Genomic DNA, 23,756 nt, shown 5'->3' with positions numbered 1-23,756 from the left:
CCCGCGCACGGACAACCCGAGCGCGCAAACGAAGAGAACTTCACCTAGGATCTCTGCCACACGCGGGTTTCCGTGTCGTCGGCCGCGTCCCTCCCGCGGTCCGGCCGATGCCCCGTGGGCCGCACCCGGGTGCCCGGGCTGCCCCGGGCCGCTCGACCACCCGCCCCAGTGCCCCGCGCGACCTCCGCCCTCCCCCAGACACGGACTCGTGGCCTTTCGGTCCCCTGTCCGACCGTTGGCACGTCCCGCTGTCCGAACTCACCGAGATTGCAACGATGCCCGCTGACGAGAACTCCTCCGCCGGTCCCGGCGCGGACAAGACCCCAGAAGAGACACCCGAGAAGACACCCGGATCGGACCCCGGCCCCGGAGCGGAGCCCTCCGCGGCCGGGCGGCCCGGAGCGGACGGGACCGAGGAGGCCGGCGACGACGGGGTGAACGCGCCGGCGTCCGCGGACCCGTCCCCGGGCGGACCGGAGGACGGCGAGCGCCCCGGCGACGAGGGCGCTTCCGGGGCCCCCGCCGCCGAGGCGGGCACGGGGGCCCCGGAAGCGTCGGAGGGGTCCGGCGGAGCCGGGGCCCCCGCGGCCCCGGACGGCGGAGGCGCCGGCGAGGAGGCCGCGTCCGCCCCTCCCCCCGGCCCGCGCAAGCGCCGCCGGGGACGCCGGATCGCCGTGTGGACCGCGGCCGTCCTCGCCGTCCTCCTGGTGGCCGGGGTCGCCACGGCCTACGGCTACTACCACTTCCTGCGCTCGGGCATGGTCCGGCACGACCTGGACACGGCGCTCAAGGAGGAGGACCGGCCCGACAAGATCAGCGACGCCGTCAACATCCTCTTCATGGGTTCCGACGGCTACGAGGAGGGCTCCACCGCGTACAGCCAGGAGTTCGAGGGCGAGCGCTCGGACTCGATCATGCTGGCCCACATCTCCCCCGAGAACCGGGTCTCCGTGATCAGCTTCCCCCGGGACTCACTGGTCGAACTCCCCCAGTGCGACCCCTACGGCAACACCGAGGGCACGTACGGCTACTTCGGGATGGTCAACGCGGCCATGTACCACGGCGGCCCGCCGTGCGTGGTCCGCACCATCGAGTCGCTGACCGACATCCGCATCGACCACTTCGTGCACCTGAGCTTCATGAGCTTCCGGGACGTCGTCGACGCCATCGGCGGCGTCGACATCTGCATCCCCGAGCCGATGAGCGACCGCCGGTCCCGGCTGGACCTCGACGCGGGGCAGCAGACGCTCGACGGCGACCAGGCCCTGTCCTTCGTCCGCGCCCGCTACGAGATCGGCGACGGCGGCGACATCGGCCGCATCGACCGGCAGCAGATGTTCCTCGCCGCCCTGGCCGACCAGGTGACCAGCAGCGACGTCATGACCAGCCCGACCAAGCTCAACGGCATCCTCCAGGCGGTGGCGCAGCACAGCGCCACGGACCAGGAGCTCACACTCGACCGGATGCTCTCGATCGCCGTCACCATGGCCGACGCGGACCTGTCCGACATCGAGTTCCACACCGTGCCCTGGTACCAGGCGCCCTTCGACCCCAACCGGGTCATGTGGCACGAGCAGGAGTCCGCGGAGCTGTTCGCCGCGGTGCGGGAGGACCGGCCCCTGCCCGCCCTGCTCGCGGCCGACGACGCGCCCGCGCCGCAGGAACCGCCGGGCGCCTCCCCCACCCCCGTGGACGCGGCCTCGGCGAGCGACGACCCGGACGCCGCCGAGTCGGCCCGGCCCGGCGGGGGGCGTGACGCCACGTCCAACCCGTGCGCCGACGGCCTGGGCTTCGGCACCGGCGAGGAAGAGGAGTAGGAGCCCGTCCGGGTCCGCCTCCGCGCGAGGACGGGCCGGACGGACGGCGGCAAGCGGCCCCCGGGCCGGTCGGACGCACGGTCCGCACCGGCGGCGGGGGCCGTTCCGCTTGCGGGGGCGGCCCCGTCACGGGGCGGCGCCGCGCCCCGGGCACGGTCCCTCTCCCCCTGGGCAGGGCATGCCGTGCCCGCCCCCGGACGGGGCGTGGCCCCGGACGACGAGCGTCCGGGGCCACGGTCGGCACCTCGTGCGGCGGGGACACGCCCTGTCCCGCCGGTACGCGCCGAGGAACCCCCACAGTCCCGTCGGCGCCTCGGTCGGCGGGACGGTCCCGCGCACCGCCCGAGGCCCTGTGCGCCCGCCACGACCGGCGGACGCACGTTCCGGTGGGGTCAGGCGGCGCCGGAGGGCAGCAGGCCGGTCACCTGGCCGGTGTCGAGGGTCGGCTGCCCCAGCCGGGGCAGGCCCCGCACCCCGACCAGGTCGTTGCCCAGCGCGTCCTCGCGGACCAGGCCGGTCACGGCGTCGGTCGTCTCGGGGGCGGCGAGGGGCAGCACCTCACCGGGGGCGGGCAGCTCGGGCAGGCCCACGTCCCCCGCGGACAGCGCGGTCTGCGGCAGGGTGGAGGCCGCCAGGTCGGCGGTGCCGGCCAGGTCGACGGGCAGGGTCTCGGCCGCGCCGCCGGTCGCCTCCGTTCCGGCCAGGGGCAGCACCACGTCGTCGGACAGGACCAGGTCGGCAATCAGGTCTGCCTTGCCGCCGGTCAGGTCGGTGTTCTCACCGCTGAAGGGTCCGGTCGGGGAGTCCGCGGCGGCCATGGGCAGGGTCGCCCCCCGGCCCGGCAGGGGGGCGTCGAGGCCGTTCAGACCGTTCCCGACCTCGTGGACGCCCTGCTCCGCGGTCGCACCGACCTCGGAGACGGCGGCGCCGACCGTCTCCGCGGGCCCCCGGACGGGCAGGGTCGAGGCCCCGTGGCCCATCGGCAGGGTGCCGCCGCCCAGGCCCAGCCCCTCCAGGACGCCGAGCCCTCCGACCAGGTCGGACACCGGGTCCGAGCCCTGGCTCAGCGGCAGGGAACCGGTCGCGGCGCCCAGGTCGAGCGGGCCGACGTTCGCGGAGTTCTTCTCGTCCCCCTCCAGGGGCGCCGACACGTTGTCTCCGACGACGTGTCCGACCACGTCCCGGGGGGCGGACTGCTGCTGGACGTCGGGCTGGGCGGAGATCTTCCCGGGCTGGACCTTGACCAGGTCGCCGAGGGGGGTCGAGACGCCCTCGGTCAGCTGTGCGGGCACCCGGCTGCCCAGGTCGCCGAGCTGGAGCCCGTCCGTGACGCCGCCGAGGGTGTCCGCCCCGGCGATCCCGGCCCCGAGGGCGACGAAGCCGGCGGCGCCGGCGGCCACCAGCAGGGTCTTGGCGGTGGTGCGGGCGGTGGTGAACATGTGAGTCCTTCCGAGGTGGTGCGCGGTTGTCAGGGGGGACGGCGGGGCGGGTGTCGTGCCCCGCCGTCCGTGGCTCCGCTCCCCCGGCGGGGGGAGAGGACGCCGTGCGGTTCGGGCTCTCCGGCCGGGGAGCCCGGCGCGCCTGGAGGGCGCGCGGCGCTCTGCCGGTCGTCAGTCGTGGGTCTGGCTGGCCGACGGCTGACGTGAACCCCGCTGTCGGGGAGCGTGGCTCACGTCAACCCCCAGAGAGTTCCGGGGCGGTCGCTCACCGTGATGGCGCGGGAGCGGCCCGGGGGCTGGGAAGGCGTGCCGAAGGGAAGGTCGCCGGGCGTGCCGGACGTGGGGTCGCCCCGCTAGTCGGGCGAGAAGGTCGGCTCGTCGGCGGACTCGGCGGGCGCCGAGCGCAGGACGTGCCGGGCGGCCTGGAACAGGCCGGGGGACGGGGCCGGGGCCCCGTGCGCGGTCAGGTAGCCCGCGACGAGTGCGCCGCCGGGCGTGCCCGCCCCGCCGGGGGCGGAGGGGGCGGCGGCCGTGGCGGAGGCCGACGGGGCGTCGTGCCCGACGGGGGCGGTGGCCGCCCCGTCGGCGCGGTCGGCGTCCTGTCCCGTCCCGGGGTCCGGGTACGCGGGCGGGGACGGCGTGTGGGCCTCGTACACCGACGGCACGGCGTCGTCCTCGACCGCTTCGGCCGTCCCGTCGCGGGATCCGCCGTCGGGTCCGGCGCCGGGACGCTGCCCGTCCGCCGGGGGCGCCGGCACGACCTCCTCCTCCGGGAGGCGCCGTTCCGCGGGGTCCGTGACCTCGTCGACGGCGTCGCTGACCTGACCGACGACGTCGGCTCCCCCGTCCCGCGCACCGGGAACGACCGACGCGGAGGCGTCGGACACCACCTGTGCGGTGCCCTCTCCGAGCGCGGCGACGGTTCCGGCCAACGGCGCGCGGAGCCCGGTCGGCGCGATCGGGACGTACTCCCCGGTATGCGCCTCGGTGGTGGTCCCGGCCTGGTAGACCAGGGTGGTGGCCAGGGAGTGCCCGTCCGCCCGCGCCGCGTCGGACGCCGCGGCCCAGGTGGCGACCGTGATGCCGCAGAGGAGGGCGGCGAGCAGCAGCGCTCGCCGGACCGGCGCGGGAAGCACGGCGGCACGGGCGCCTGAGGCGCTCGTGGAGCCGTGGATTCCAGTCACCGGGGTTCCTTCCACCGTGGGACTCGGGGGCCGACGCGCGAGGGCGGGCCGGTGCCGGGAGCAGCGCCGGGGGCGGCACGGTCCGGGCCGTCGGACGCGAGGTCGGCAAGACCTTCGTGCGTCGACTGACCGCGACGTTAGCATGAATTACACGACCGGAGCCCCGAATCCACAGGAATTCCCACCCTCCCGAACAGGCTTCTGATCAGCCAGATGTGGCAAACCGGGGAAAAACCAACGACAATTCACACATAACGCCCGAGGAAAAGCGCGCATTGCCAACAGAGACCGTCCGACCGGCTCTGCGGAGGTTGACGAACACATGACCGAGAGCCCCCAGAGCCACCCCCTGTCCGCCCGGGGCCTGGACGACCTGCTGACCGAGGTGCACTCCCTGGACTCCCGCCTGTCCGCCCAGGGGCGGGTGCGCTCGCTGCTCCAGGCGGTCCTCGCCATCGGCGGCGACCTGGACCTGGCCACCGTCCTGCGCAGGCTCACCGAGGCCGCGGCGCAGCTCGCCGGGGCCCGGTACGCCGGCCTCGGCGTGGTCGACGAGGAGGGCGGGTTCAGCGAGTTCATCCCGGTCGGCATCGGCAAGGAGCAGGCCGAGCGGATCAACCGGTTCCCGCACGGCCGCGGGGTCCTGGCCGCCCCTCTGCACCAGCGCGCCCCGCTGCGCCTGGCGGACCTGCGGGACCACCCCGAGTTCGGCGGCTTCCCCGAGGGGCACCCGCAGATGGCGAGCTTCCTCGGCGTGCCCATCCAGGTGCGGGACGAGGTGTTCGGCAACCTCTACCTCACCGAGAAGGCCAACGGCGGGGAGTTCGACGAGGAGGACGAGGCGATGGTCTCCGCCCTGGCCACGGCGGCCGGGGTCGCCATCGAGAACGCGCGCCTCTACGAGGAGGCGCGGCTGCGCGAGCGGTGGCTGGAGGCCTCCACGGAGATCACGACGCGCCTGCTCTCGGGGGCCGACACCGAGGAGGTCCTCGCCCACCTGGCCGCCCAGGCCCGGGAGATCGGCGGGGCGGACACGGCCGTGGTGATGCTGCCCGACCCGCGCGCCCGCGGCCACCTCTTCGCGGAGATCGCGGACGGCCCCATCGCGCAGGAGATCCTGGGGACGCCCGTCGAGATCCACGACTCCGCGTGCGGAACGGTCTACGAGACGGGGGAGGCGAGGGCCGTCCCGGACCTGCGCCGGGCGAACTGCCCGATGCTCGCCCACCGCGGCTACGGCCCGGGCCTGCTGGTGCCGCTGGGGACCCCCGGCCACACGCGCGGGGTGCTGCTGCTGGGCAAGCTGGTCGACCGGGCCCCGTTCACCGCGACCATACGCCGCATGCTGCACTCGTTCTCGGTCCAGGCCGGGGTCGCCCTCGAACTCGCCGAGGCGCGGAGGGACACCGAGCGCCTGGTGGTGCTGGAGGAGCGCGACCGGATCGCCAAGGACCTGCACGACGTGGTGATCCAGCGCCTGTTCGCGTCGGCGATGACGCTGATGAGCACGATGCGCCTGATCGCCTCCCCCGAGGTGGAGGAGCGGGTGCGGCGCACCGTCGACGAGCTCGACGGCACCATCCGGGAGATCCGTTCGACGATCTTCGCGCTGCAGAACCCGCCGAGCCGCCGCGACACCTCGTTGCGCGGACGCATCCTGAGACTGGCGGAGAACACCGCCCACAGCCTGGGATGCCACCCGGGGGTGAGCCTGGACGGGCCGATCGACGCGTCCGTGCCGGACGAGGTGGGGGAGCACCTGCTGGCGGTGCTCGGCGAGGGGCTGACCAACGTGGCGAGGCACGCGGGCGCCACGGAGGTCCACGTCTCGGTGGCGGTCGAGGAGCACCCGTCCGCCGGCGGGCCCGCCTCGCTCACCCTGACGGTGACCGACAACGGCGTCGGTCTGCCCCCGGAGGGGCGTCGTAGCGGGCTGCGCAACCTGGACCAGAGGGCCCGGGCCCTGGGCGGGGGGTTCACGGCCGAGCGCGGCGAGACCGGCGGGACCGTGCTGGTGTGGAGGGTGCCGGTCCCCGGCGGCGCGCTGCCCCCGGAGGAGTACTGACCCGTCCAGCGGCGCGGTCCGGGCCGCCGGGAGGCCGTCCTAGTAGCGGCGGCCCCTCAGCTCGGCGACGAGGACGGCGGCCTGGGTGCGGCGCTTCAGGTCCAGTTTGGAGAGCAGGGCGGACACGTAGTTCTTGACGGTCTTCTCCGCGAGGTACAGGCGCTCGCCGATCTGCCGGTTGGTCATGCCCTCGCCGATGAGATCGAGGATCTGCCGTTCCTGCGGGGTGAGCTCGGCCAGGGGGTCCGGCTCCGCCTGGGCCCCGCGCAGCCGTTCGAGCATCGCGCCGGTGCTGCCGGAGTCCAGCAGCGAGCCGCCCGAGGCGACGGTGCGCACGGCGCCGACCAGGTCCGCGCCGTGGATCTGCTTGAGGACGTATCCCGCCGCCCCGGCCATGACCGCGTCGTACAGGGCGTCCTCGTCCGCGAACGAGGTCAGCATCAGACAGGCGATCTCCGGGTGGTCCGACCGGATCTCGCGGCAGACCTGCACGCCCGAGCCGCCGGGGAGCCGCACGTCGAGGACCGCGACGTCGGGGACGACGACCGGGATGCGGGCCAGCGCCTGCTCGGCGGTCCCGGCCTCGCCGACGACGCTCATGTCCTCCTCGGTCTCCAGCAGGGCGGCGACGCCGCGGCGGACCACCTCGTGGTCGTCCACCAGGAACACCCTGATCCGCTTCCGAGCACCCTCGGATCCACCGCCCGTCATCGACCCATCCCCATCCCTGCGCCACCTTCGTCGGACACCGCTCCGAGGAAGACGGTAATACCTGGGGGGGACCGCGCGCGGGCCCTTAGGCACTGAACTCCCCGGGCAAAGGTCCCGGAAAGGGATATTTCATCCCGCTCGTGGAGCAAAGCACCTGATCAAGAACGGTGCGCCTACGGCCGCGGAGATTCGTCGACATGTTCGCCGCCGCGTCCCCGCGGCCCGCTCCCGGGACCGTGTCCGGGCGCGCGCTCACGGCCTCCGGCCGGCCCAGGGCCGGGCGAGCTCGAACGCGCGGCAGGCGGCCAGCACGCGGGCGTCGGAGTGGCGGGGTCCGACCACCTGGAGCCCCACGGGCAGCCCCGCCCCCGTGAACCCGCACGGCACGCTCGCGGCGGGCTGCTGCGTCATGTTGAACGGGTAGCTGAACCCCGCCCAGGACGTCCACCGCTCCCCCGCCAGGTGCGGCGGCGACTCCAGGCCCGCCTCGAACGCCGTGGTCGGCGTGGCCGGCGTGAGCAGGAGGTCGTGGGAGGTGTGGAAGCGCCCCATCCGCGCGCCCATCTCCATGCGCAGCGCCATCGCGGTGAGGTAGTCCTGCGCCGAGTAGGTCAGGCCCTCCTCGATGATGCCGCGCAGCCCCGGGTCGAGGAGGTCGCGCTGCCGTTCGGTGAGCTTCTCCGTGGCCTTGGCGGCCCCCGAGTACCAGAGCACGTGGAACTCGTCCTGGGACCCGGGGAGGCCGGGGTCGGCCTCCTCCACCCGGGCGCCCAGCGACTCGAACACCGCGACGGCGTCGGCGACCGCCCGCGCCACCTCGGGGTCCACGTCCAGTCCGCCCAGGGTGGGGCTGTACGCGATCCTCATGCCCCGCACCAGCTCCCCGGGGTCGGTGCTGCGGCGCACGTCGCCCAGGCCCGGCGCCGGGGTCGGCATCGCCATCCAGTCGCGCGCGTCGAAGCCGGACACGACCTCCAGCATCAGCGCCGTGTCCCCCACCGTGCGGGCCATCGGGCCCGTGTGGGCGAGCGACCCGAACGGGCTGGCGGGGTAGTGGGGGACCAGCCCCCAGGTGGGCTTGATGCCGCAGATCCCGCTGAAGCTCGCCGGGATGCGGATCGATCCGCCCCCGTCCGTGCCGGTGGCCAGCGGCCCCATCCCCGCCGCGACGGCGGCGGCGGAACCGCCGCTGGAGCCGCCCGGCGTGGTGGACAGGTCCCACGGGTTGCGGGTGACGCCGGTGAGGGGGCTGTCGGTGACGCCCTTCCAGGCGAGTTCGGGGGTGGTCGTCTTGCCGACGAACACGGCCCCGTTCTCACGCAGGCGCGCGACCACCGGGGAGTCCTCCTCCCACGGCCCGTCCTGGGGGCTGGTGACCGACCCCTTGAGCGTGGGCCACCCCCGTGTGAGGTGGATGTCCTTGACCGACGTGGGCACGCCGTCCAGCGCTCCGTCCGGTCGTCCGCGGCGCCACCGCTCCGCGGACGCGGCGGCGGCCTCGCGCGCCTCCTCCGGCCTGACGAGGCAGAACGCGTTGAGGGCCGGGTTGTCCCGCTCGATGCGCTCCAGGACGGCGTCGACGGCCTCGACCGGGGAGAGCTCTCCGGCGGCGTAGGCGGCGAGGAGCTGTTCGGCGGACAGGTCGGCCGGGGTCGGGGAACCGCCGCGCGCGGCGGCCGGCCCGGGGGCGTGCGAGGCCCCTCCCCCCGGGACCCCGGGCTCCGCTCCCGCGTCGTCGGTCGCGGCCCGGTCGGAACGGATCGTCATTTCAGCCTCCCAAGTCACACCACATGCGGGTCAGCCGGGCACGTAGCCACGGCCCTTGTCGACGACGTTGAGCAGCTCCCGCCCGTCGAGGTAGCGGTCGAGGTTGTCGAGGAACAGGTCCATGAGGTCGTCGCGCCAGCCGACGACGTCACCGGACATGTGCGGTGAGACGACCGAGCCGGGCAGCCCCCAGAGCGGGGAGACCGCCTTGAGCGGTTCGCGCCGGAACACGTCCAGCGCGGCCCCCGCGATGACCCCGGCGTCGAGGGCGGCGGCGAGGTCGGACTCGACCACGATGGGGCCGCGCGCCACGTTGAGCAGTCGGGCCGAGGGCTTCATCAGCTCCAGGAAGCGCCGGTCGACCAGGTCCCGGGTGGCGTCGGTGAGCGGCGCCGCGATCACCACGTAGTCGGCCCGGGGCAGCTCGCGCGACAGCGTGGGGCCGCCGTCCGCGCCGCTCTCGGCCAGGCTGGACTCGACGACGGCGCCGAAGTCGGGATCGCCCTCGCGGGCGCGGCTGCCGGAGGCGCGCACCTCCATGCCGACCGCCGAGAGCTTGCGGGCGATGTGGCGGCCGATCGGGCCGGTGCCGACCACGAGGGCGCGGCTGCCCGCCACGCGCTCGGTCTCGCGGTGCTCCCAGCGGTGTTCGCGCTGGAGGTCCCAGCTGCGGTGGAAGTCCTTGGCGAAGGCGATCACCTGGCCGAGCACGTACTCGGCGATGTGCTCGTCGAAGATCCCGCGCGAGTTCGTGACCACGACGCCGCTGTCGACCAGGCCGGGGAACATCAGGTTGTCCACGCCGGCGGTCGCGGCGTGGACCCACTCCAGGGAGTCGGCGCCGGACCAGGCGGAGGCGAGCGCCTCCGTGAACAGGTCCCACACGAGCAGCGCCCGCGCTCCGGGCAGCTTGGCCGGGAGCTCCTCGGCGGTGGCGTAGTCGACCCCGTCCAGGCGCGGGTCGCCGTCCACCCGTGCGTGGCCGGGCGGCAGGGCGCCCCCGTGCAGCACGAGGAGCCTCGGTCGGTGGGGCGCGGAAGGGACGGAACTGTTCACGGGCGTGCGCTCTCCGGTCGGCGGCAAGGGTTCAGAGAGGTCTTCTGCGGTGGGGAGGATCGCCCTGCACGGGAAACGCTAGGGAGCCGACATAGGATTGTCAACAATCCACAAAGCGGTCGTTCCCCTCGGATACCGACACCTCTCGCATCACATCCCACCAGGCGTGCCCCACTCGCACCAGTCGGGTCTATTGCCGCACCGGGCTTGTTGATCGTAAGATTGTCGACAATCAACAGTCCTGTTGTCCACAGTGGTCCGGCCGGTCCCCGGCCGACGCCCGGACAGCCGCCGAAGGGACTCATCCATTGCCCAGGTACATGACCGTCACCCTGCCCGCCCGCGGGGTCTCCTGCGTGGCAGAGCTCCTCGACAAGGACGCGCCGCGCACGTGCGAGGCCGTGTGGAACGCCCTCCCCCAGGGAGACGCCGTCCAGCACGCCAAGTACGCGCGCAACGAGGTCTACACGATGGTGCCGAGGTTCGCCGAGGTCGAGCCCGGCCAGGAGAACCCCACCGTCACCCCGATCCCCGGCGACATCGTCTACTTCTCCTTCGACGGCGGCATGCTCGACCGCGCGTTCAAGGAGGACAAGGGGATCGGCGACCTGCCGGGCGTCATCGACCTCGCCCTGTTCTACGGCCGCAACAACCTCCTGCTCAACGGCGACGTCGGCTGGGTGCCCGGCAACGTGTTCGCCACCGTCGTCGAGAACCTGCCCGCCATGGCCGAGGCCTGCAACGACGTCTGGCGCTCCGGAAGCGTCGGCGAACGGCTCCTGTACGAACGACTGGAGCGCTGAGCGCCCCGCGGGGCCGCACGGCCCCCGGCTCAAGCGCGACACGCGCATCCGAGAAGACACGACAACACATCCCGGGAGGTGAGTGACCGATGCGTACCGAGGGGAACCACACGAGCGGCACCGGCGCGGAGCACGGCGTCGTCGAACTGGCCGCGACCACGCGGACGCCATGGCAGTCGGGGGTCGGCGTCATCGCGCCCTACGACTTCGCGCTCGACCGCGAACTGTGGCGCTGGACGCCGGACGACGTCTCTCTGCACGTCACACGGCTGCCGTACGTCCACGTACCCGTGACGGTCGACCAGGCCGCGGCCCTGTCCCGCGAGGAACACGTCGACCCGGCCGTCAGGGCCCTGCTCGCCCCCGAGCCGCTGGCCATCGGCTACGCCTGCGCCTCCGGCAGCTTCGTGCACGGGGCGGAGGGGCAGCGGCGCCTCCACAGGACCATGGTGGACGCCGGGGCGCCCGCCGCCGTCACCACCTCCGGGGCCCTCATCCAGGCCCTCGACGCCCTCGGGGCCGACCGGATCGCCGTCGTCACGCCGTACGTGGACAGCGTGACCGACCGGCTCCTGGCCTATCTCGCCGAGCACTCGGTCGGGGTGACCTCCAGCGTCGGCCTCGGCCTGCTCAGCCACATCTGGAAGGTCACCTACGAGGAGGTGTCCCAGGCGGTGCACGCGGTGGACCGCCCCGACGCCCAGGCGGTCTTCATCAGCTGCACCAACGTGCTCACGTACGACATCATCGCGCCGCTCGAACGCGAGCTCGGCAAACCGGTGATCGCCGCCAACCAGGTGACCATGTGGGCGGTGATGAAGGCCGCGAACCGGCAGGCCGTGGCCCGGGGACAGAGCCTGATCGACGTGGCCGCGCCGAGCGCGGCATGACGGGCCCGGGCCGGCCGCACAGGAAGGAGAGCCCATGACACGCGTCGGAGTCCTCTACCCCGGATTCAGCGCCGAGGACGACTACAAGGCCTTCGAGGACCTGCTCGGAGGGGACGTCGAGCTGCCGCTGGTGCACACCCTCATGCGGGAGGACGCGCACCGCGTGGACGCGCTGCTCGACGTCGGCGGCGAGGACGTGCTCGCCGCGGGCGCCCGCGAACTGGCCGCGATGGAGGTGGACTCCGCGGTGTGGGCGTGCACGAGCGGGAGCTTCGTCTTCGGCTGGGAGGGCGCGGGGAAGCAGGTCGAGGGGGTGCGCCGGGCCGTCGGGGCACCGTCGTCGAGCACGTCCTTCGCGTTCGTGCACGCCCTGAGCCAGCTGCGGGTCTCCAGGGTGGCGATCGCCGCCACCTACCCCGACGACGTCGCCCAGCGGTTCGTGGAGTTCCTCACGGAGGCCGGGGTGACGGTGCTCTCCCTGGCCAGCCACGGCATCGCGACCGCCGCGGAGGTCGGCCGGCTGGGCCCGGACGACGCCGTGGACTTCGTCATCTCCAACGACCACGCGCGCGCCGACGCCGTCCTGGTGCCTGACACCGCCCTGCACAGCGCCCACCTCATCGAGCCCATGGAGGCGCTGCTCGGCAAGACCGTGCTCACCGCCAACCAGGTGAGCGTGTGGGAGGGGCTCCGGCTCGCCGGGGCGGACACGGTGCGGCCGAGCGGGCCCGGAACCCTGTTCCGGGTGGGCGCCGGTGCGGTCAGGAGCGCCCTGCCGGCCCGTTAGCCTCGACCTCGTCGCCCGACAACATCCCCCGTGTCCCGTTTCTCGAGAGGAGGGCGGACCATGCCCGCCCCTGGCCGACTCAGCCCCGTCCCACGTCGCTCCACCGCCGAGCTGATCGCCGACCAGCTCCGGTCGGCGATCATGTACGGCTCCCTCGCCCCGGGGGACCAGCTCGGCGAGGCGGAGCTGGCCGGGCAGCTGGGCGTGAGCCGAGGCCCCCTGCGCGAGGCCATGCAGCGCCTCGTCCAGGAGGGGCTGCTGCGCAGCGAACGGCACAGGGGCCTGTTCGTGCGGGAGCTCACCCAGGCCGACGTCCGGGACGTCTACGTGGCGAGGCTGGCGGTCGAGCGGACCGCGTGCGAGCTGATCATGCGGGGCAACCGGGGTGAGGCGGTCGCCCGCCTCACCCCGGCCGTGGAACGGCTCGCCGCGGCCGCCGCGGGGGGCGACCGGAACGCGATGAGCGACGCGGACCAGGCGTTCCACCAGACCCTCGTGAGCTGTGCGGGCAACAGCCGACTGGAGCGCATGTCGCAGACCCTGCTGGTGGAGACCCGCATGTGCCTGACGGTGATGCAGCACGTCTACCCCGAGCCGGAGGAACTCCTGGAGGAGCACCACCGCATCCTCGACGCCATCGCCGACGGCGCCGAGGACCGGCTGCTCGCGCTGATCGAGTCGCACATGGTGGACACGGTCCAGCGCATCCACGACGGTTTCCCGTCGCCCCCGGAGGCCGCGCCGGGGACCGGGGTCTAGGACCGCCCCTCCCGGGCCCCGTGCCCGGGACGCGGGTCGGCGCCGCCCCGCGCGGCGGACCGCCGAGGGCGGGAGCCCGGGCGCGGGGAGCCTCGACCGACGCCGCCGACAGGGGCCCGCGCGCGGGGCGCGGGACCCCGCCCGGTCAGATCCCGCCGATGCCCACGTACTTGGTGTCCAGGAACTCGTCGATGCCCACGCGGCCGCCCTCGCGGCCCAGGCCGGAGTGCTTCACCCCGCCGAACGGCGCCGCCGGGTTGGAGACCACCCCCTGGTTGAGGCCGACCATGCCGGTCTCCAACGCCTCGCCGACCCGCAGCGCCCGGTTGAGGTCCCGGGTGTAGAGGTAGCTGACCAGGCCGAACTCGGTGTCGTTGGCGGCCCGGACCACCTCCTCCTCGGTCTCGAAGGTGAGCACCGGGGCCACCGGTCCGAAGATCTCCGTCGTGGACAGCTCGCTGGCGAAGGGGACGTTCGCGAGCACGGTCGGCCGGTAGAAGTGGCCGGGGCCGTCACCGGGCCCCCCGCCGACCAGCACGTTCGCGCCGCGTCCGACCGCGTCGTCCACCAGCCGCTGCACCTTGTCCCGCGCCTTGTCGTCGATGAGCGGGCCCACGTCGACGCCCTCGTCCAGCCCCCGCCCCAGGCGCAGCGCGCCCATGCGGGCGCTGAGGCGCTCCGAGAACTCCTCGGCGATCCCCGACTGCGCGTAGATGCGGTTGGCGGCCGTGCAGGCCTCGCCGATGTTGCGCATCTTGGCGAGCATCGCCCCCTCGACGGCGGCGTCCAGGTCGGCGTCGTCGAAGACGAGGAAGGGCGCGTTGCCGCCCAGCTCCATGGACGTGCGCAGGACCTGTCCGGCGCTCTGCTCCAGGAGCTTCCTGCCCACGGCGGTCGAACCCGTGAAGGAGAGCTTGCGGACGCGGCCGTCGCCCAGCAGGGGCTCGGTGACCGCGCCGGGGTCCGTGGTGGGGAGGACGCTGAGCACCCCCTCCGGCAGCCCGGCCTCGGCCAGGACGCCCGCGAGGGCGAGGGCGGACAGCGGGGTCTGGTGGGCGGGCTTGAGGACCATCGTGCACCCGGCCGCGATGGCGGGCCCGATCTTGCGGGTGCCCATCGCCATGGGGAAGTTCCACGGGGTGATGAGCATGCAGGGCCCGACGGGCTGCCGCATGATGAGGAAGCGCGACTTGCCGTCCGGCGACGTGGAGAACCCGCCCTCGATGCGGACGGCCTCCTCCGCGAACCAGCGGAAGAACTCCGCCGCGTAGGCGATCTCCCCCTTGGCCTCGGCCAGCGGCTTGCCCATCTCCAGGGTCATCAGGACGGCGAGGTCCTCCTGGCGCTCCATGAGGAGCCCGTGCGCCCGGTACAGGATCTCGCTGCGCTCCCTGGGCGCCGTCCGCGCCCAGGAGGGCTGGGCCCGGTGCGCCGCGTCGAGCGCGGCGAGGGCGTCCTCCTTCCCGGCGTCCGCGACCTCGCAGAGCACCTCGCGGGTCGAGGGGTCCTCCACCTCGAAGGAGGCCCCGGAGTCCGCGTCGCGCCACTCCCCTCCGACGAAGAGCCTCTTGTCCACCTGCGCGACGACCCGTGCTTCCTGGTCCGACATGTTCACTACTCCCCGGTCGACGGGCCCACCCGTTTCGGTCGGCCTGTGGTCAGAACTGCCCGACGTGCGCCCACTGGACACCGCCACTGCACGGATGTTTCCATAGCAGTGTCGATTGTCAACAATCCTACGGAACCCGAACCACGGAATCGAGGCCACGCATGGCGGAGCTCTCCCCGGTCCTCAAGCAGGCGACACCCGTAGTCGCGGCGCGAGGAGAGGGTGTCTACATCTACGACGAGGACGACCGCCGCTATCTCGACTTCACCGCGGGCATCGGTGTGACCAGCACCGGGCACTGCCACCCCCGGGTCGTCGCCGCCGCGCAGGAGCAGGTGGCGACCCTCATCCACGGCCAGTACACCACCGTGATGCACCGCCCCCTGCTGCGACTCACCGAGCGCCTCGGCGAGGTCCTGCCCGAGGGGGTCGACCGCCTGTTCTACGTGAACTCCGGCAGCGAGGCCGTGGAGGCCGCGCTCCGACTGGCCCGCCAGGCGACCGGCCGGCAGAACGCCGTCGTCTTCCAGGGCTCGTTCCACGGCCGCACCATGGGGGCCGCCTCCCTGACCACGTCCGGGGTCAAGATCCGCGCGGGCATCGGTCCGCTGGTGCCCGGTGTGGTCGTGTCCCCCTTCCCGTACGCCTACCGGCTGGGCCTGTCCGAGTCCGACGCGGTCGCCCACGCCCTGCGCGAGCTGGACTACCTGTTCGCGACGGTGACCTCCCCGCAGGACACGGCGGCGGTGTTCATCGAGCCCGTGCTCGGCGAGGGCGGCTACGTGCCGGTGCCGGACGCGTTCCTCCAGGGGCTGCGCGAGCGCGCCGACCGGCACGGGTTCCTGCTGGTCGCCGACGAGGTGCAGACCGGGTTCGGCCGGACCGGAACGTTCTGGGGGCACGAGCCCTCGGGCATCCGCCCCGACATCGTCATCACCGCCAAGGGGCTGGCCAGCGGGTTCCCGCTGTCGGCCATCGCGGCGCCCGCCCAGATCATGGAGAAGGCGTGGCCCGGCTCCCAGGGCGGCACCTACGGGGGCAACGCGGTGTCCTGCGCGGCAGCCCTCGCCACCCTGGACGTGATCCGGGAGGAGGGCCTGGTGGAGAACTCCGCCCGCATGGGCGAGAGGCTGCGCCAGGGCCTGGAGAAGGTGGCCGGGGCCAACGAGGTGATCGGCGACGTGCGCGGCCGGGGGCTGATGCTCGCCAACGAGTTCACCGCCCCGGACGGCTCCCCCGACGCCGCGACGGCGCTGCGCGCACAGCAGGCGGCGTCGCGCAACGGGCTCCTGCTGCTCACCTGCGGCCCGGCGGGCAACGTCGTGCGGATGATCCCGCCGCTGATCGTCGACGGCGACCAGGTCGACACGGCCGTCTCCCTGTGGGCGGCCTCCGTCGAGGAGGCCGTCTCCTCCTGACCGGCCGCGAGGGGGCCGGGCGGTACGCCGCCCGGCGCCCTCACCCCGGGGCGGCCACGGCGCCCGCCAGCAGGTGGAGGCCCGCACCCAGCGGGACGAGCGCGGCGAGCACCGCCAGCGACCGCAACCGGTCCGACGGGCCGCCCGGCAGGAGGAGGGGCGCCGCCAGCCCGAGCAGCGCCTGCGCCCAGGTCGTGCCGGGCGCGGACGGGAGCTCCCCCCGGTGGAGGAGCTCGAAGGCGCCCGCGGCCGCCAGGACGGTGCCGAGCAGGGCCCCCGCGCCCGCCCGCCACCAGCCCGAGCTGCCGCACCACCAGGCCCCGGCCGCACCGAGGAGGGGCCCGTGGACCAGTCCGACCGCTCCCCACGCCAGGGGCGCGTGGAGGACCTGGCCGCCGAAGAGCAGGATCGCGGCGCCGACGTGGCAGCCGACCACCGCGCCCACCTGGGTGAGACCGCCCGCGAGGGCGCACAACCACCAGTGGTGCCCGCAGCCGACCGCGCCCACCGCGAAGGCGGCCGCCGCCCACACGGCGCACACCGTCCCGGGGTTCGCGATCCACCCCGGCGCGTCGGGCAGCAGGAGCCGGACGGACATGGTGACCACACCGAGGATCAGCCCGCCGGTCAGGGAGAGGACGAGAAGCGCCCACACGGGCACGGGCCGGGCGACCGGCACGTGGACCTCCGACCCGGCCAACGCTTCCATGTGCATATGCGTACTATCGGGACGCGGCGGGCTCCCGGTTCCGGGTCAGGGCCCCGAACGCGCGGACCGCCGAGAAGGTCGGGACGGGCCGATCGGCCGGGCGTCGGATGCCGCCCGCTCCCGGAGACCCCCGAGACCGGACCGGCCGCGCCCCGGGCGCCTCCTCCTCTCGCGCCCCCTCCCGCCGAAAAGGAAAGGCCATGCGAGGGACGGCCGCCGCGGCGGGTGGGACCCGGCCTCCCCCGAGACCCTCTCCCACCAGGAGATCCTCCCCGGCCACGCGCCCGTCGGAGAACGTTCACCCGGAAAGAACGAAGGCCGTGCGGTCGATCTATGACATGAGACACACGGCGGCGTCATCACCAGTGACGACACGGAAACCCTCCGAAAGGGCCGCCCCACCGGGTTGACGCGGCGGTTTCACGATCGACAGATTGGGCCCGTCTCCACGGCTCCGGCCACCCGCTCCGGGCCGCCCCCGGCCCGGCCCCTCCGCACCCCTCAGAGGAGTCCCCCGTGCCCGTCCCCCTCCGTTTCGGCGGCATCGCCCTGGCCTGCGCCGTCACCCTCCCCCTCGCGGCCTGCGCGACGGGCTCCCCCGCCCTGGTGGAGACCGTCTCCGACCGGACGTCCACGGCTTCCGCCCCGTGCGGCCTGTTCTTCGACGACTTCGACTACGGCGACCACACCGACCCGGCCCTGCGCGCCCAGGGCTGGAACGTGCGCAGCTGGGACGGCGGCCCCGGCGTGCCCGGCGCCTCCTGGGACGCCGACAACGTCTCCTTCGCCCAGGAGGGCGGCAACTCCGTCCTGCGCCTGACCTCGACCACGGACGGCACCCCCGCGGGCACGAGCCAGGCCGAGCTGGCCTTCGGCGAGGAGAAGTTCCACGAGGGCACCTACGCCGCCATGGTCAGGTTCGCCGACGCCCCGGTCTCCGGCCAGGACGGCGACACCGTGCTCCAGACCTTCTACACGATCACCCCGCTGGCCTACGACAACGACCCCGCCTACAGCGAGCTCGACTTCGAGTACCTGCCCAACTCGGGGTGGGGCGCCCCCGCGGAGGCCATGTACCTGACCTCGTACCACACGTACCAGCGCGACCCCTGGGTGGCGGACAACGTCAGCGACGTGGTGAACCGCTCCTTCGAGGGCTGGCGCGACCTGGTGATCCAGGTGGAGGACGGCGTGGTCCGCTACTACGTGGACACGCACCTGGTGGCCGAGCACAGCGGCAAGTACTACCCGTCGTCGCCGATGTCGATCAACTTCAACCAGTGGTTCATCGACATGACCGGCCACGTCGGCGGCCCGAGCACCTACGTGCAGGACGTCGACTGGGTGTACCACCAGCAGGGCGAGTCCGTGGCCCCCGAGGAGGTCAACCGGCGCGTGGGCGAACAGCGCAACGCCGGTGTCTCCCGCGTCGACGGGGTCGTCCTCGGCGGAGGGTGCTGACCACCGCGACCGCCCCCTCCGGTTCGGCGGCCCCGGCGCCCCTCGCGCCGGGGCCGCCGGCCCCTCGCGGGGCGGCCGGGGACACGGACCGGCATGACGGGTCACACACGCACACAACGGTTCGAGGCCCTCCGGCACCGTGATAGAGTCGGAGACGTCGCCAGGGAGGCCAGGCCAACCGGGCGACACACAACTGAACACCTGCACTCGTAGCTCAATGGATAGAGCATCTGACTACGGATCAGAAGGTTGGGGGTTCGAGTCCTCCCGAGTGCACCACCTTGAGACAGTGGAGAAGCTGCCGACCCGCCACCAACGGGTCGGCAGCTTCTTTGTGTCCCCACAACTCGTGCCCGACCTGCTAACCACAGGCCGGGCGCTCTCTTTTGTATGCCCACGTCGAAGAGCCCCGTCGGGGGCGCGTTGCACATTCAGTGCACACGGCCGGGCGTCTTCCGTCCGGCCCCGGGGCCCTCGGCGCGCGGGACCGCGCCACCGGGGCGCGTCCGGCGGGCACGCCTAGTCGTCGACCTGACCGTCGGTGAACCGTCCGACCGGTTCCAGGTTCAGGCCGCGCAGGGCCCTGGAGATGTCGGACAGGGCCTTGGCGTTCGCCAGGGAGGCGAAGAACCGGGCGCTTTCCAGGTCTCCCCTCTCCTCGGCCGCGACCGCCTTGTCCACGAAGTGGTCGATCCTGGTGTCCGTGAACCCCATCGCTACCCCCGGTGTTCTCGTCGAACGCACAGTCATGCCAGCTTAGGGCGCGGACGGTGCACGTCCGCGGCAACTCGCCCGGCGAGATCGCACCCGGCCGCCGGACGGTCCCCGGCCCGGGCACGGCGAGGGCCCGGGGGCGGCGATTGCCCCCGGGCCCTGGCCTGACGAGTGCCTCAGCCTCGGCGGGAGGACACCTCGCCGGCGTCCTTCTCCGGGGTGGAGACCGTGTCACCGGCGGCGTCGCCGTCCCCGGCCCCCTGCTCGTGCGGGTGGCGCTTCTCCAGGGCGGCGCCCTCCACGTCGATGTCGGGCAGGATCCGGTCGAGCCACCCGGGCAGCCACCAGGCGCCGTTCCCCGCCAGGTGCATGAGCGCGGGGATCAGCGCCATGCGCACGACGAAGGCGTCGATGAGCACGCCGAAGGCGAGCGCGAACCCGATCGAGCTGATCATGACGCTGTGGGAGAAGACGAACCCGCCGAACACCGAGATCATGATGATCGCCGCGGCGGTGACCACGGCGCGGCCGGCGTGGAACCCGCGCACCACGGCCACCCGGGCGGGGTCGCCGTGCACGTAGGCCTCGCGCATGCCCGTACCGATGAAGAGCATGTAGTCCATCGCCAGGCCGAACAGGATGCCGGCCAGGAGCGTGGGCAGGAAGTTCAGCACCGGCCCGGTGTTCTCGATCCCGAAGAGGCCTCCCAGCCATCCCCACTGGTAGACGGCCACCACCCCGCCCAACGAGGCGAAGAAGGACAGCACGAACCCGAGCGTGGCCACGACCGGCACGAAGACCGAACGGAACACCAGCAGCAGGATCACCAGGGACAGGCCCACGACCACGGTGAGGTAGGTCGGCAGCGACTCGCTCAGGGTCTCCGAGATGTCGATGTTGCCGCTGGCCATGCCCGCGACGCCCAGAGGCCCGGTGCCCTCGACGGGCTCCATGGCGCGGAGGGTGTGCACGAGTTCCTCGGTGGTCTCGCTGGACGGGCCGTCCACGGGCACGACCTGGAAGATGGCCAGGGTGTGGTCGTCGGAGATCCCGATGGGGGCCACCGCCGCCACGTCGTCGTGGGAGTAGAGCTCCTCCGCGACCTGCGCCTGCTCGTCCAGGGCGTTCTGCTCGGCGGCCTCGTCGGTCGGTCCGCCGGTGAGTTCGGCGACGACCAGGAGCGTGCCGTTCTGTCCCGCGCCGAAGTTCTCCTCCACGGCGGTGTAGGCCCGGTACTGGGTGGAGTCGGTGGGCTCCGAGGAGCCGTCCGGCATGCCCAGCCGCAGCCCCAGGGCGGGCAGGGCGATGAGGCCCAGGGCGATCACGGCGACGGCGGCCTGGAGCACGGCCCGACCGGTGGACATCGGCCGGATGACCTCGGACCCGCTTGCGTCACCGCCCGCGGCGGACGCGGCGGCCTCCTCCGCGAGGCGTCCGCGCTCGCGGCGCGACAGGATGCGCGGGCCGATCAGCGACAGCAGCGCCGGGACGAGCGTGATCGCGATGAACACGGCGACGGCGATGGAGATCGCGCCCACGCTGCCCATGAGGCCGAGGAAGCCGATCCCGGTCAGGTTCAGGCCCAGCAGCGCGACGAGCACGGTCGTTCCCGCGAAGACCACGGCGTTGCCCGCGGTCCCGTTGGCCAGGCCGATGGACTCACCGACCTCGGCGCCCTGCTTGAGCTGGCGGCGGTGGCGGTTGACGATGAACAGCGCGTAGTCGATGCCGACGGCCAGGCCGAGCATCAGGCCGAGGATCGGCGTCACCGACGCCATCTCCAGCACCCCGGACAGCGACATCGCGATCAGGGTGGCGACACCGACGCCGATCAGCGCCGTCAGGATCGGCAGGCCGGCGCCCACCAGGGTTCCCAGCATGACCACCAGCACCACGGCGGCCACGATCACGCCGATCACCTCGGCGGTGCTGACCAGGCTGGGCATCGCCATGGCCATGTCGTTGCCGAAGTCGACGGTGGTGCCGGGCACCGGGTCGCTCTCGAAGACCGCCATGACGGCGTCGCGTGTCTCCTGGGAGATCTCCGTCTGGCTGTCGGTGAAGGCGATGTTGACCAGGGCGGTGCTGCCGTCCTCGGAGACCGTGCGGATGCCGGAGGCCATCTCCAGCATGGCCTCGCCCCGTTCGAGCTCCTCCAGGCCCGCCTCGATCTCCTCGAGGTTCTGGTCGATCACGGCCTGTTCGGCGTCGAGCCCGGCCTCGGCCTGGTCGAGCATCCCGGCGGCCTCGGCCTGGGCGCGGCCCGCGTCGAGCTCCGCCTGGCCGGCTTCGAGGTCCTGGAGCCCGGCCTCGAGCTCCTCGCGGCCGTCCTCCAGCTCCTGCTGCTGGTCGGCGCGCTGCTCCTCGGTGGCGAACGGGTCCACCGCCGTCTCGACGCGGGAGACCTCGGCGGCCTCCTCCACGCGGTCGGCGATCGCGTCCTGCTGCTCCTCCGTGAAGGCCGAGCCGTCCTCGGTCCGGTAGACGACGGTGCCCGCGCCGCCGCCCATACCGGAGAACTCCTGCGACAGGAGCTGCTCCACCTCGTCGGTGGGCGTCCCCGGGATGGAGAAGCTGTCCTCCAGGTCCCCGGAGAAGAGGAAGAAGGCGGTACCGGCCGCCACCAGCAGGGCCAGCCAGATCGCTATGGCGGTCTTGGCGCGGCGTGCGCACGCACGCCCGAGTCTGTAGAGAAATTCAGCCATGGTTGTTGTCTGCCAAACGGAGATGGGTGGTGGGAGAGCGTCGTGCGCTCAGGAGGAGGCGGGGCCGACCGAGCCGTACCCGTCCCGGTTGACGGCGATCATGCGGTCCAGCAGTTCGGACCAGACCCGGCGGGAGGATGCGGTGACGACTCCCCCGGTGGTCTGCTCCCAGCGCTGGACCGTGACCGCGCCGCCGCTGATGAGGGCACCGCACATGAGGTCGACCACGAGCGGGTCGACCCGCGGGTGGCGGCGCGTCATGATCGCCGCCAGGCGGGCGCTCACGTCGTTCATCGCCCGCTCGAACAGCGCCGCGCGGCTCGGGGCCGGTTCGTGCCCCTCCTGTTTGAGGAACTGCTTGAGCCGGGTGATCGGGGTGAGCAGGTCGGTGCTGCGTATCGCCGCGGCGAACTCGTCGAACATGCTCCCCGGGCGGTCACCGTCGGACGCGGTGAGGTTGGCCTCGATGCTGTCGACGATCGCCTCCAGCATCTGGCCGAACACCTCGAGGACGATGTCGTCCAGGGACCTGAAGTGGTTGAACACGGTCCGGCGGGAGACGTCGGCCCGTTCCGCGAGCTGGTCGACGGTGAAGCCGGTCCCCCCGGTCTCGGTCATCAGCGCGGCGGCGGCCTCGACGATGGCGCGACGGTGGCGCGACTTGAGTGCCGCGCGCCGGTCACGTGAGGGCTGACGGTGCTGGTCGTTCACGGTCTCACGTTAGGCACCTGCGTGCACTAGGTGCAACGAAGCACTGGGTGCACCTAGTCACACTCGGGACGCCGCCGCCTCCGGCCCGGCGGCGACCGTGTGCGGCGGACCCGTGCCGGCCCGCCGCACCCGCGACGCCGTCCGGGGAACGCCACGGCGTCCCGTCACCCTTCGGACCGGCCCCCGGCCGCGCGGTCGGACCGCGCAGCGGGACGGAGAACCCCTCCCGGTTTCCGTCCCACGCGCCACCGCCCCCGCAGCGCCCCGGAAGGACTAGTCGCCACCGCCGGACGAGCCGCAGCCGTGCTCGCCGAAACCGGGGATACTGCCCTGACTCCGCTCCCAGGCGAGCTGGTCGCCCTGGCGTTCGACGGCCTTGCGCTCCTCGGGCGTCAGGTCGTCGGGGATGGGGTCGCGGTCCTTGCGAGCCATGGTGGCCTTCCTGTTCCTTCTCCGTGTCGTGGTCCGGCGCCGGACACGGCCGGTACTCCGCGGCGGCGCCTCACCCACCTGACGGAGCCGGAACGGAGGTCTGACGCGGAGAGCGCCATATCGTTGAGTGACCTACGTCTCACTCTCCGCATTGACCACTGTACGGGAACGGAACCCCCTCCCGGGCGGTCCGCCGACCACCGGTGGAGCACGCCCGGGCGGCCGGGACGCCGCGCCGGGGCCCGGGCGGCCGGACCGCCGCGGTCAGCGGCCCGACCGCGCGCGGAGCCTGGTCGCCCCGGCGGGCCTGTGGCATCCTGCGGCCATGATCGGACGGCTGCGCACCATCGCCATCAACTGCCCGGACCCGGCCGCGCTCGCCGGGTTCTACTCCGAGCTCCTGGGGCTGCCCGTCACCCACGAGGACGCCGACGGCTCCTGGGTGGAGATCGGCGGCGGCGCCGGACCGCACCTCGCCTTCCAGCTCGCCACGGACCACCGGCCGCCGGCGTGGCCGGATCCGGAGCGGCCCCAGCAGATGCACTTCGACATCCGGGTGGACGACATCGACGCCGCGGAGGACCGGGTGGTCGCCCTCGGAGCCACACCGCTGGCGCGCACGCACGACGCCCCCGGCGTCCCGTTCCGCGTCTACGCGGACCCCGCCGGGCACCCGTTCTGCCTGGAGTTCACCGAGTAGCCGCCCCGGGAGGCCGTTC

Annotated in this window: 20 protein-coding genes and 1 tRNA gene; 10 read left to right on the top strand and 11 right to left on the bottom strand. The window is 73.4% G+C overall.

Going from position 1 to position 23,756, the window contains the following annotated elements; translation table 11 throughout:
* Positions 1-275: 275 nt before the first annotated feature.
* Positions 276-1,817 carry an LCP family protein gene (locus ACIRPH_RS19205; RefSeq protein ID WP_402916153.1) on the top strand — a complete coding sequence of 514 codons (1,542 nt, stop codon included), beginning with the start codon at positions 276-278 and terminating at the stop codon, positions 1,815-1,817.
* Between the two features lie 392 nt (positions 1,818-2,209).
* Here ACIRPH_RS19205 and ACIRPH_RS19200 read toward each other — a convergent pair whose 3' ends face one another.
* Complete coding sequence (locus ACIRPH_RS19200) at positions 2,210-3,256, bottom strand: hypothetical protein (RefSeq protein ID WP_402916151.1); 1,047 nt, start codon at positions 3,254-3,256, stop codon at positions 2,210-2,212.
* A 353-nt stretch (positions 3,257-3,609) separates the two neighbouring features.
* A complete protein-coding gene (locus ACIRPH_RS19195) occupies positions 3,610-4,440 on the bottom strand; it encodes a hypothetical protein (RefSeq protein WP_402916149.1) in 831 nt (276 codons plus the stop codon).
* Between the two features lie 322 nt (positions 4,441-4,762).
* On the opposite strand from ACIRPH_RS19195, the gene ACIRPH_RS19190 reads away from it, so the two are divergent.
* Positions 4,763-6,505 (top strand): GAF domain-containing protein, encoded by a 1,743-nt coding sequence (locus ACIRPH_RS19190; protein ID WP_402916147.1) that lies wholly within the window; start codon positions 4,763-4,765, stop codon positions 6,503-6,505.
* A 39-nt stretch (positions 6,506-6,544) separates the two neighbouring features.
* Here ACIRPH_RS19190 and ACIRPH_RS19185 read toward each other — a convergent pair whose 3' ends face one another.
* The 3 genes from ACIRPH_RS19185 to ACIRPH_RS19175 form a co-directional block, all read right to left on the bottom strand.
* Positions 6,545-7,216 carry a response regulator gene (locus tag ACIRPH_RS19185; RefSeq protein WP_402916145.1) on the bottom strand — a complete coding sequence of 224 codons (672 nt, stop codon included), beginning with the start codon at positions 7,214-7,216 and terminating at the stop codon, positions 6,545-6,547.
* Positions 7,217-7,468: 252 nt separating this feature from the next.
* Positions 7,469-8,983, bottom strand: coding sequence for an amidase (locus ACIRPH_RS19180; RefSeq protein ID WP_402916143.1), 1,515 nt, complete (start codon positions 8,981-8,983; stop codon positions 7,469-7,471).
* Positions 8,984-9,013: 30 nt separating this feature from the next.
* Entirely contained in the window at positions 9,014-10,039 is a 1,026-nt protein-coding gene (locus ACIRPH_RS19175) for a D-2-hydroxyacid dehydrogenase (RefSeq protein ID WP_402916141.1), read from the bottom strand.
* 320 nt (positions 10,040-10,359) lie between these two features.
* Between ACIRPH_RS19175 and ACIRPH_RS19170 the strand changes: the two genes are divergently transcribed.
* The 4 genes from ACIRPH_RS19170 to ACIRPH_RS19155 all read left to right on the top strand — a co-directional run bounded on the left by ACIRPH_RS19170 (position 10,360) and on the right by ACIRPH_RS19155 (position 13,278).
* On the top strand, positions 10,360-10,842 hold the full coding sequence (locus tag ACIRPH_RS19170) for a DUF3830 family protein (protein WP_330161541.1): 483 nt from the start codon (positions 10,360-10,362) through the stop codon (positions 10,840-10,842).
* Positions 10,843-10,931: 89 nt separating this feature from the next.
* Entirely contained in the window at positions 10,932-11,732 is an 801-nt protein-coding gene (locus ACIRPH_RS19165) for an Asp/Glu racemase (protein ID WP_330161528.1), read from the top strand.
* 34 nt (positions 11,733-11,766) lie between these two features.
* On the top strand, positions 11,767-12,519 hold the full coding sequence (locus ACIRPH_RS19160) for a maleate cis-trans isomerase (protein ID WP_402916138.1): 753 nt from the start codon (positions 11,767-11,769) through the stop codon (positions 12,517-12,519).
* A gap of 60 nt (positions 12,520-12,579) precedes the next feature.
* Positions 12,580-13,278, top strand: coding sequence for a GntR family transcriptional regulator (locus ACIRPH_RS19155; protein WP_402916136.1), 699 nt, complete (start codon positions 12,580-12,582; stop codon positions 13,276-13,278).
* Positions 13,279-13,423: 145 nt separating this feature from the next.
* Here ACIRPH_RS19155 and ACIRPH_RS19150 read toward each other — a convergent pair whose 3' ends face one another.
* Positions 13,424-14,887, bottom strand: a complete 1,464-nt coding sequence (locus tag ACIRPH_RS19150) for an NAD-dependent succinate-semialdehyde dehydrogenase (RefSeq protein WP_402916134.1) — start codon at positions 14,885-14,887, stop codon at positions 13,424-13,426.
* A gap of 161 nt (positions 14,888-15,048) precedes the next feature.
* Between ACIRPH_RS19150 and ACIRPH_RS19145 the strand changes: the two genes are divergently transcribed.
* Positions 15,049-16,305: an aspartate aminotransferase family protein gene (locus ACIRPH_RS19145; protein ID WP_402916132.1), complete on the top strand. Its 1,257-nt coding sequence runs from the start codon at positions 15,049-15,051 to the stop codon at positions 16,303-16,305.
* A gap of 40 nt (positions 16,306-16,345) precedes the next feature.
* On the opposite strand, the gene ACIRPH_RS19140 is transcribed toward ACIRPH_RS19145, so the two are convergent.
* Positions 16,346-17,014 carry a DUF6518 family protein gene (locus ACIRPH_RS19140; protein ID WP_402916130.1) on the bottom strand — a complete coding sequence of 223 codons (669 nt, stop codon included), beginning with the start codon at positions 17,012-17,014 and terminating at the stop codon, positions 16,346-16,348.
* 516 nt (positions 17,015-17,530) lie between these two features.
* On the opposite strand from ACIRPH_RS19140, the gene ACIRPH_RS19135 reads away from it, so the two are divergent.
* Positions 17,531-18,475 carry a glycoside hydrolase family 16 protein gene (locus tag ACIRPH_RS19135; RefSeq protein ID WP_402916128.1) on the top strand — a complete coding sequence of 315 codons (945 nt, stop codon included), beginning with the start codon at positions 17,531-17,533 and terminating at the stop codon, positions 18,473-18,475.
* Positions 18,476-18,678: 203 nt separating this feature from the next.
* Positions 18,679-18,754 (top strand) — tRNA-Arg (locus tag ACIRPH_RS19130).
* A 240-nt stretch (positions 18,755-18,994) separates the two neighbouring features.
* Here the strand turns inward: ACIRPH_RS19130 and ACIRPH_RS19125 are convergent.
* From ACIRPH_RS19125 to ACIRPH_RS19110, 4 genes are all read right to left on the bottom strand, one after another.
* The gene (locus tag ACIRPH_RS19125; RefSeq protein ID WP_267947255.1) at positions 18,995-19,189 is read right to left on the bottom strand and encodes a hypothetical protein; all 195 of its coding nucleotides are present in this window, start codon (positions 19,187-19,189) and stop codon (positions 18,995-18,997) included.
* Positions 19,190-19,365: 176 nt separating this feature from the next.
* The gene (locus ACIRPH_RS19120; protein ID WP_402916125.1) at positions 19,366-21,894 is read right to left on the bottom strand and encodes an MMPL family transporter; all 2,529 of its coding nucleotides are present in this window, start codon (positions 21,892-21,894) and stop codon (positions 19,366-19,368) included.
* 48 nt (positions 21,895-21,942) lie between these two features.
* Complete coding sequence (locus ACIRPH_RS19115; RefSeq protein ID WP_402916123.1) at positions 21,943-22,605, bottom strand: TetR/AcrR family transcriptional regulator; 663 nt, start codon at positions 22,603-22,605, stop codon at positions 21,943-21,945.
* Positions 22,606-22,878: 273 nt separating this feature from the next.
* Positions 22,879-23,037 carry a hypothetical protein gene (locus tag ACIRPH_RS19110; protein ID WP_402916121.1) on the bottom strand — a complete coding sequence of 53 codons (159 nt, stop codon included), beginning with the start codon at positions 23,035-23,037 and terminating at the stop codon, positions 22,879-22,881.
* Positions 23,038-23,362: 325 nt separating this feature from the next.
* Between ACIRPH_RS19110 and ACIRPH_RS19105 the strand changes: the two genes are divergently transcribed.
* Positions 23,363-23,737, top strand: a complete 375-nt coding sequence (locus tag ACIRPH_RS19105) for a VOC family protein (protein WP_402916119.1) — start codon at positions 23,363-23,365, stop codon at positions 23,735-23,737.
* Positions 23,738-23,756 lie beyond the last annotated feature (19 nt).

Origin of the sequence: Nocardiopsis sp. NPDC101807, assembly GCF_044766605.1 — a bacterium.
Taxonomy (GTDB): domain Bacteria; phylum Actinomycetota; class Actinomycetes; order Streptosporangiales; family Streptosporangiaceae; genus Nocardiopsis; species Nocardiopsis tropica.
Note: the sequence above shows the minus strand (reverse complement) of the source record. Positions and strands in the feature narration are given on the sequence as shown.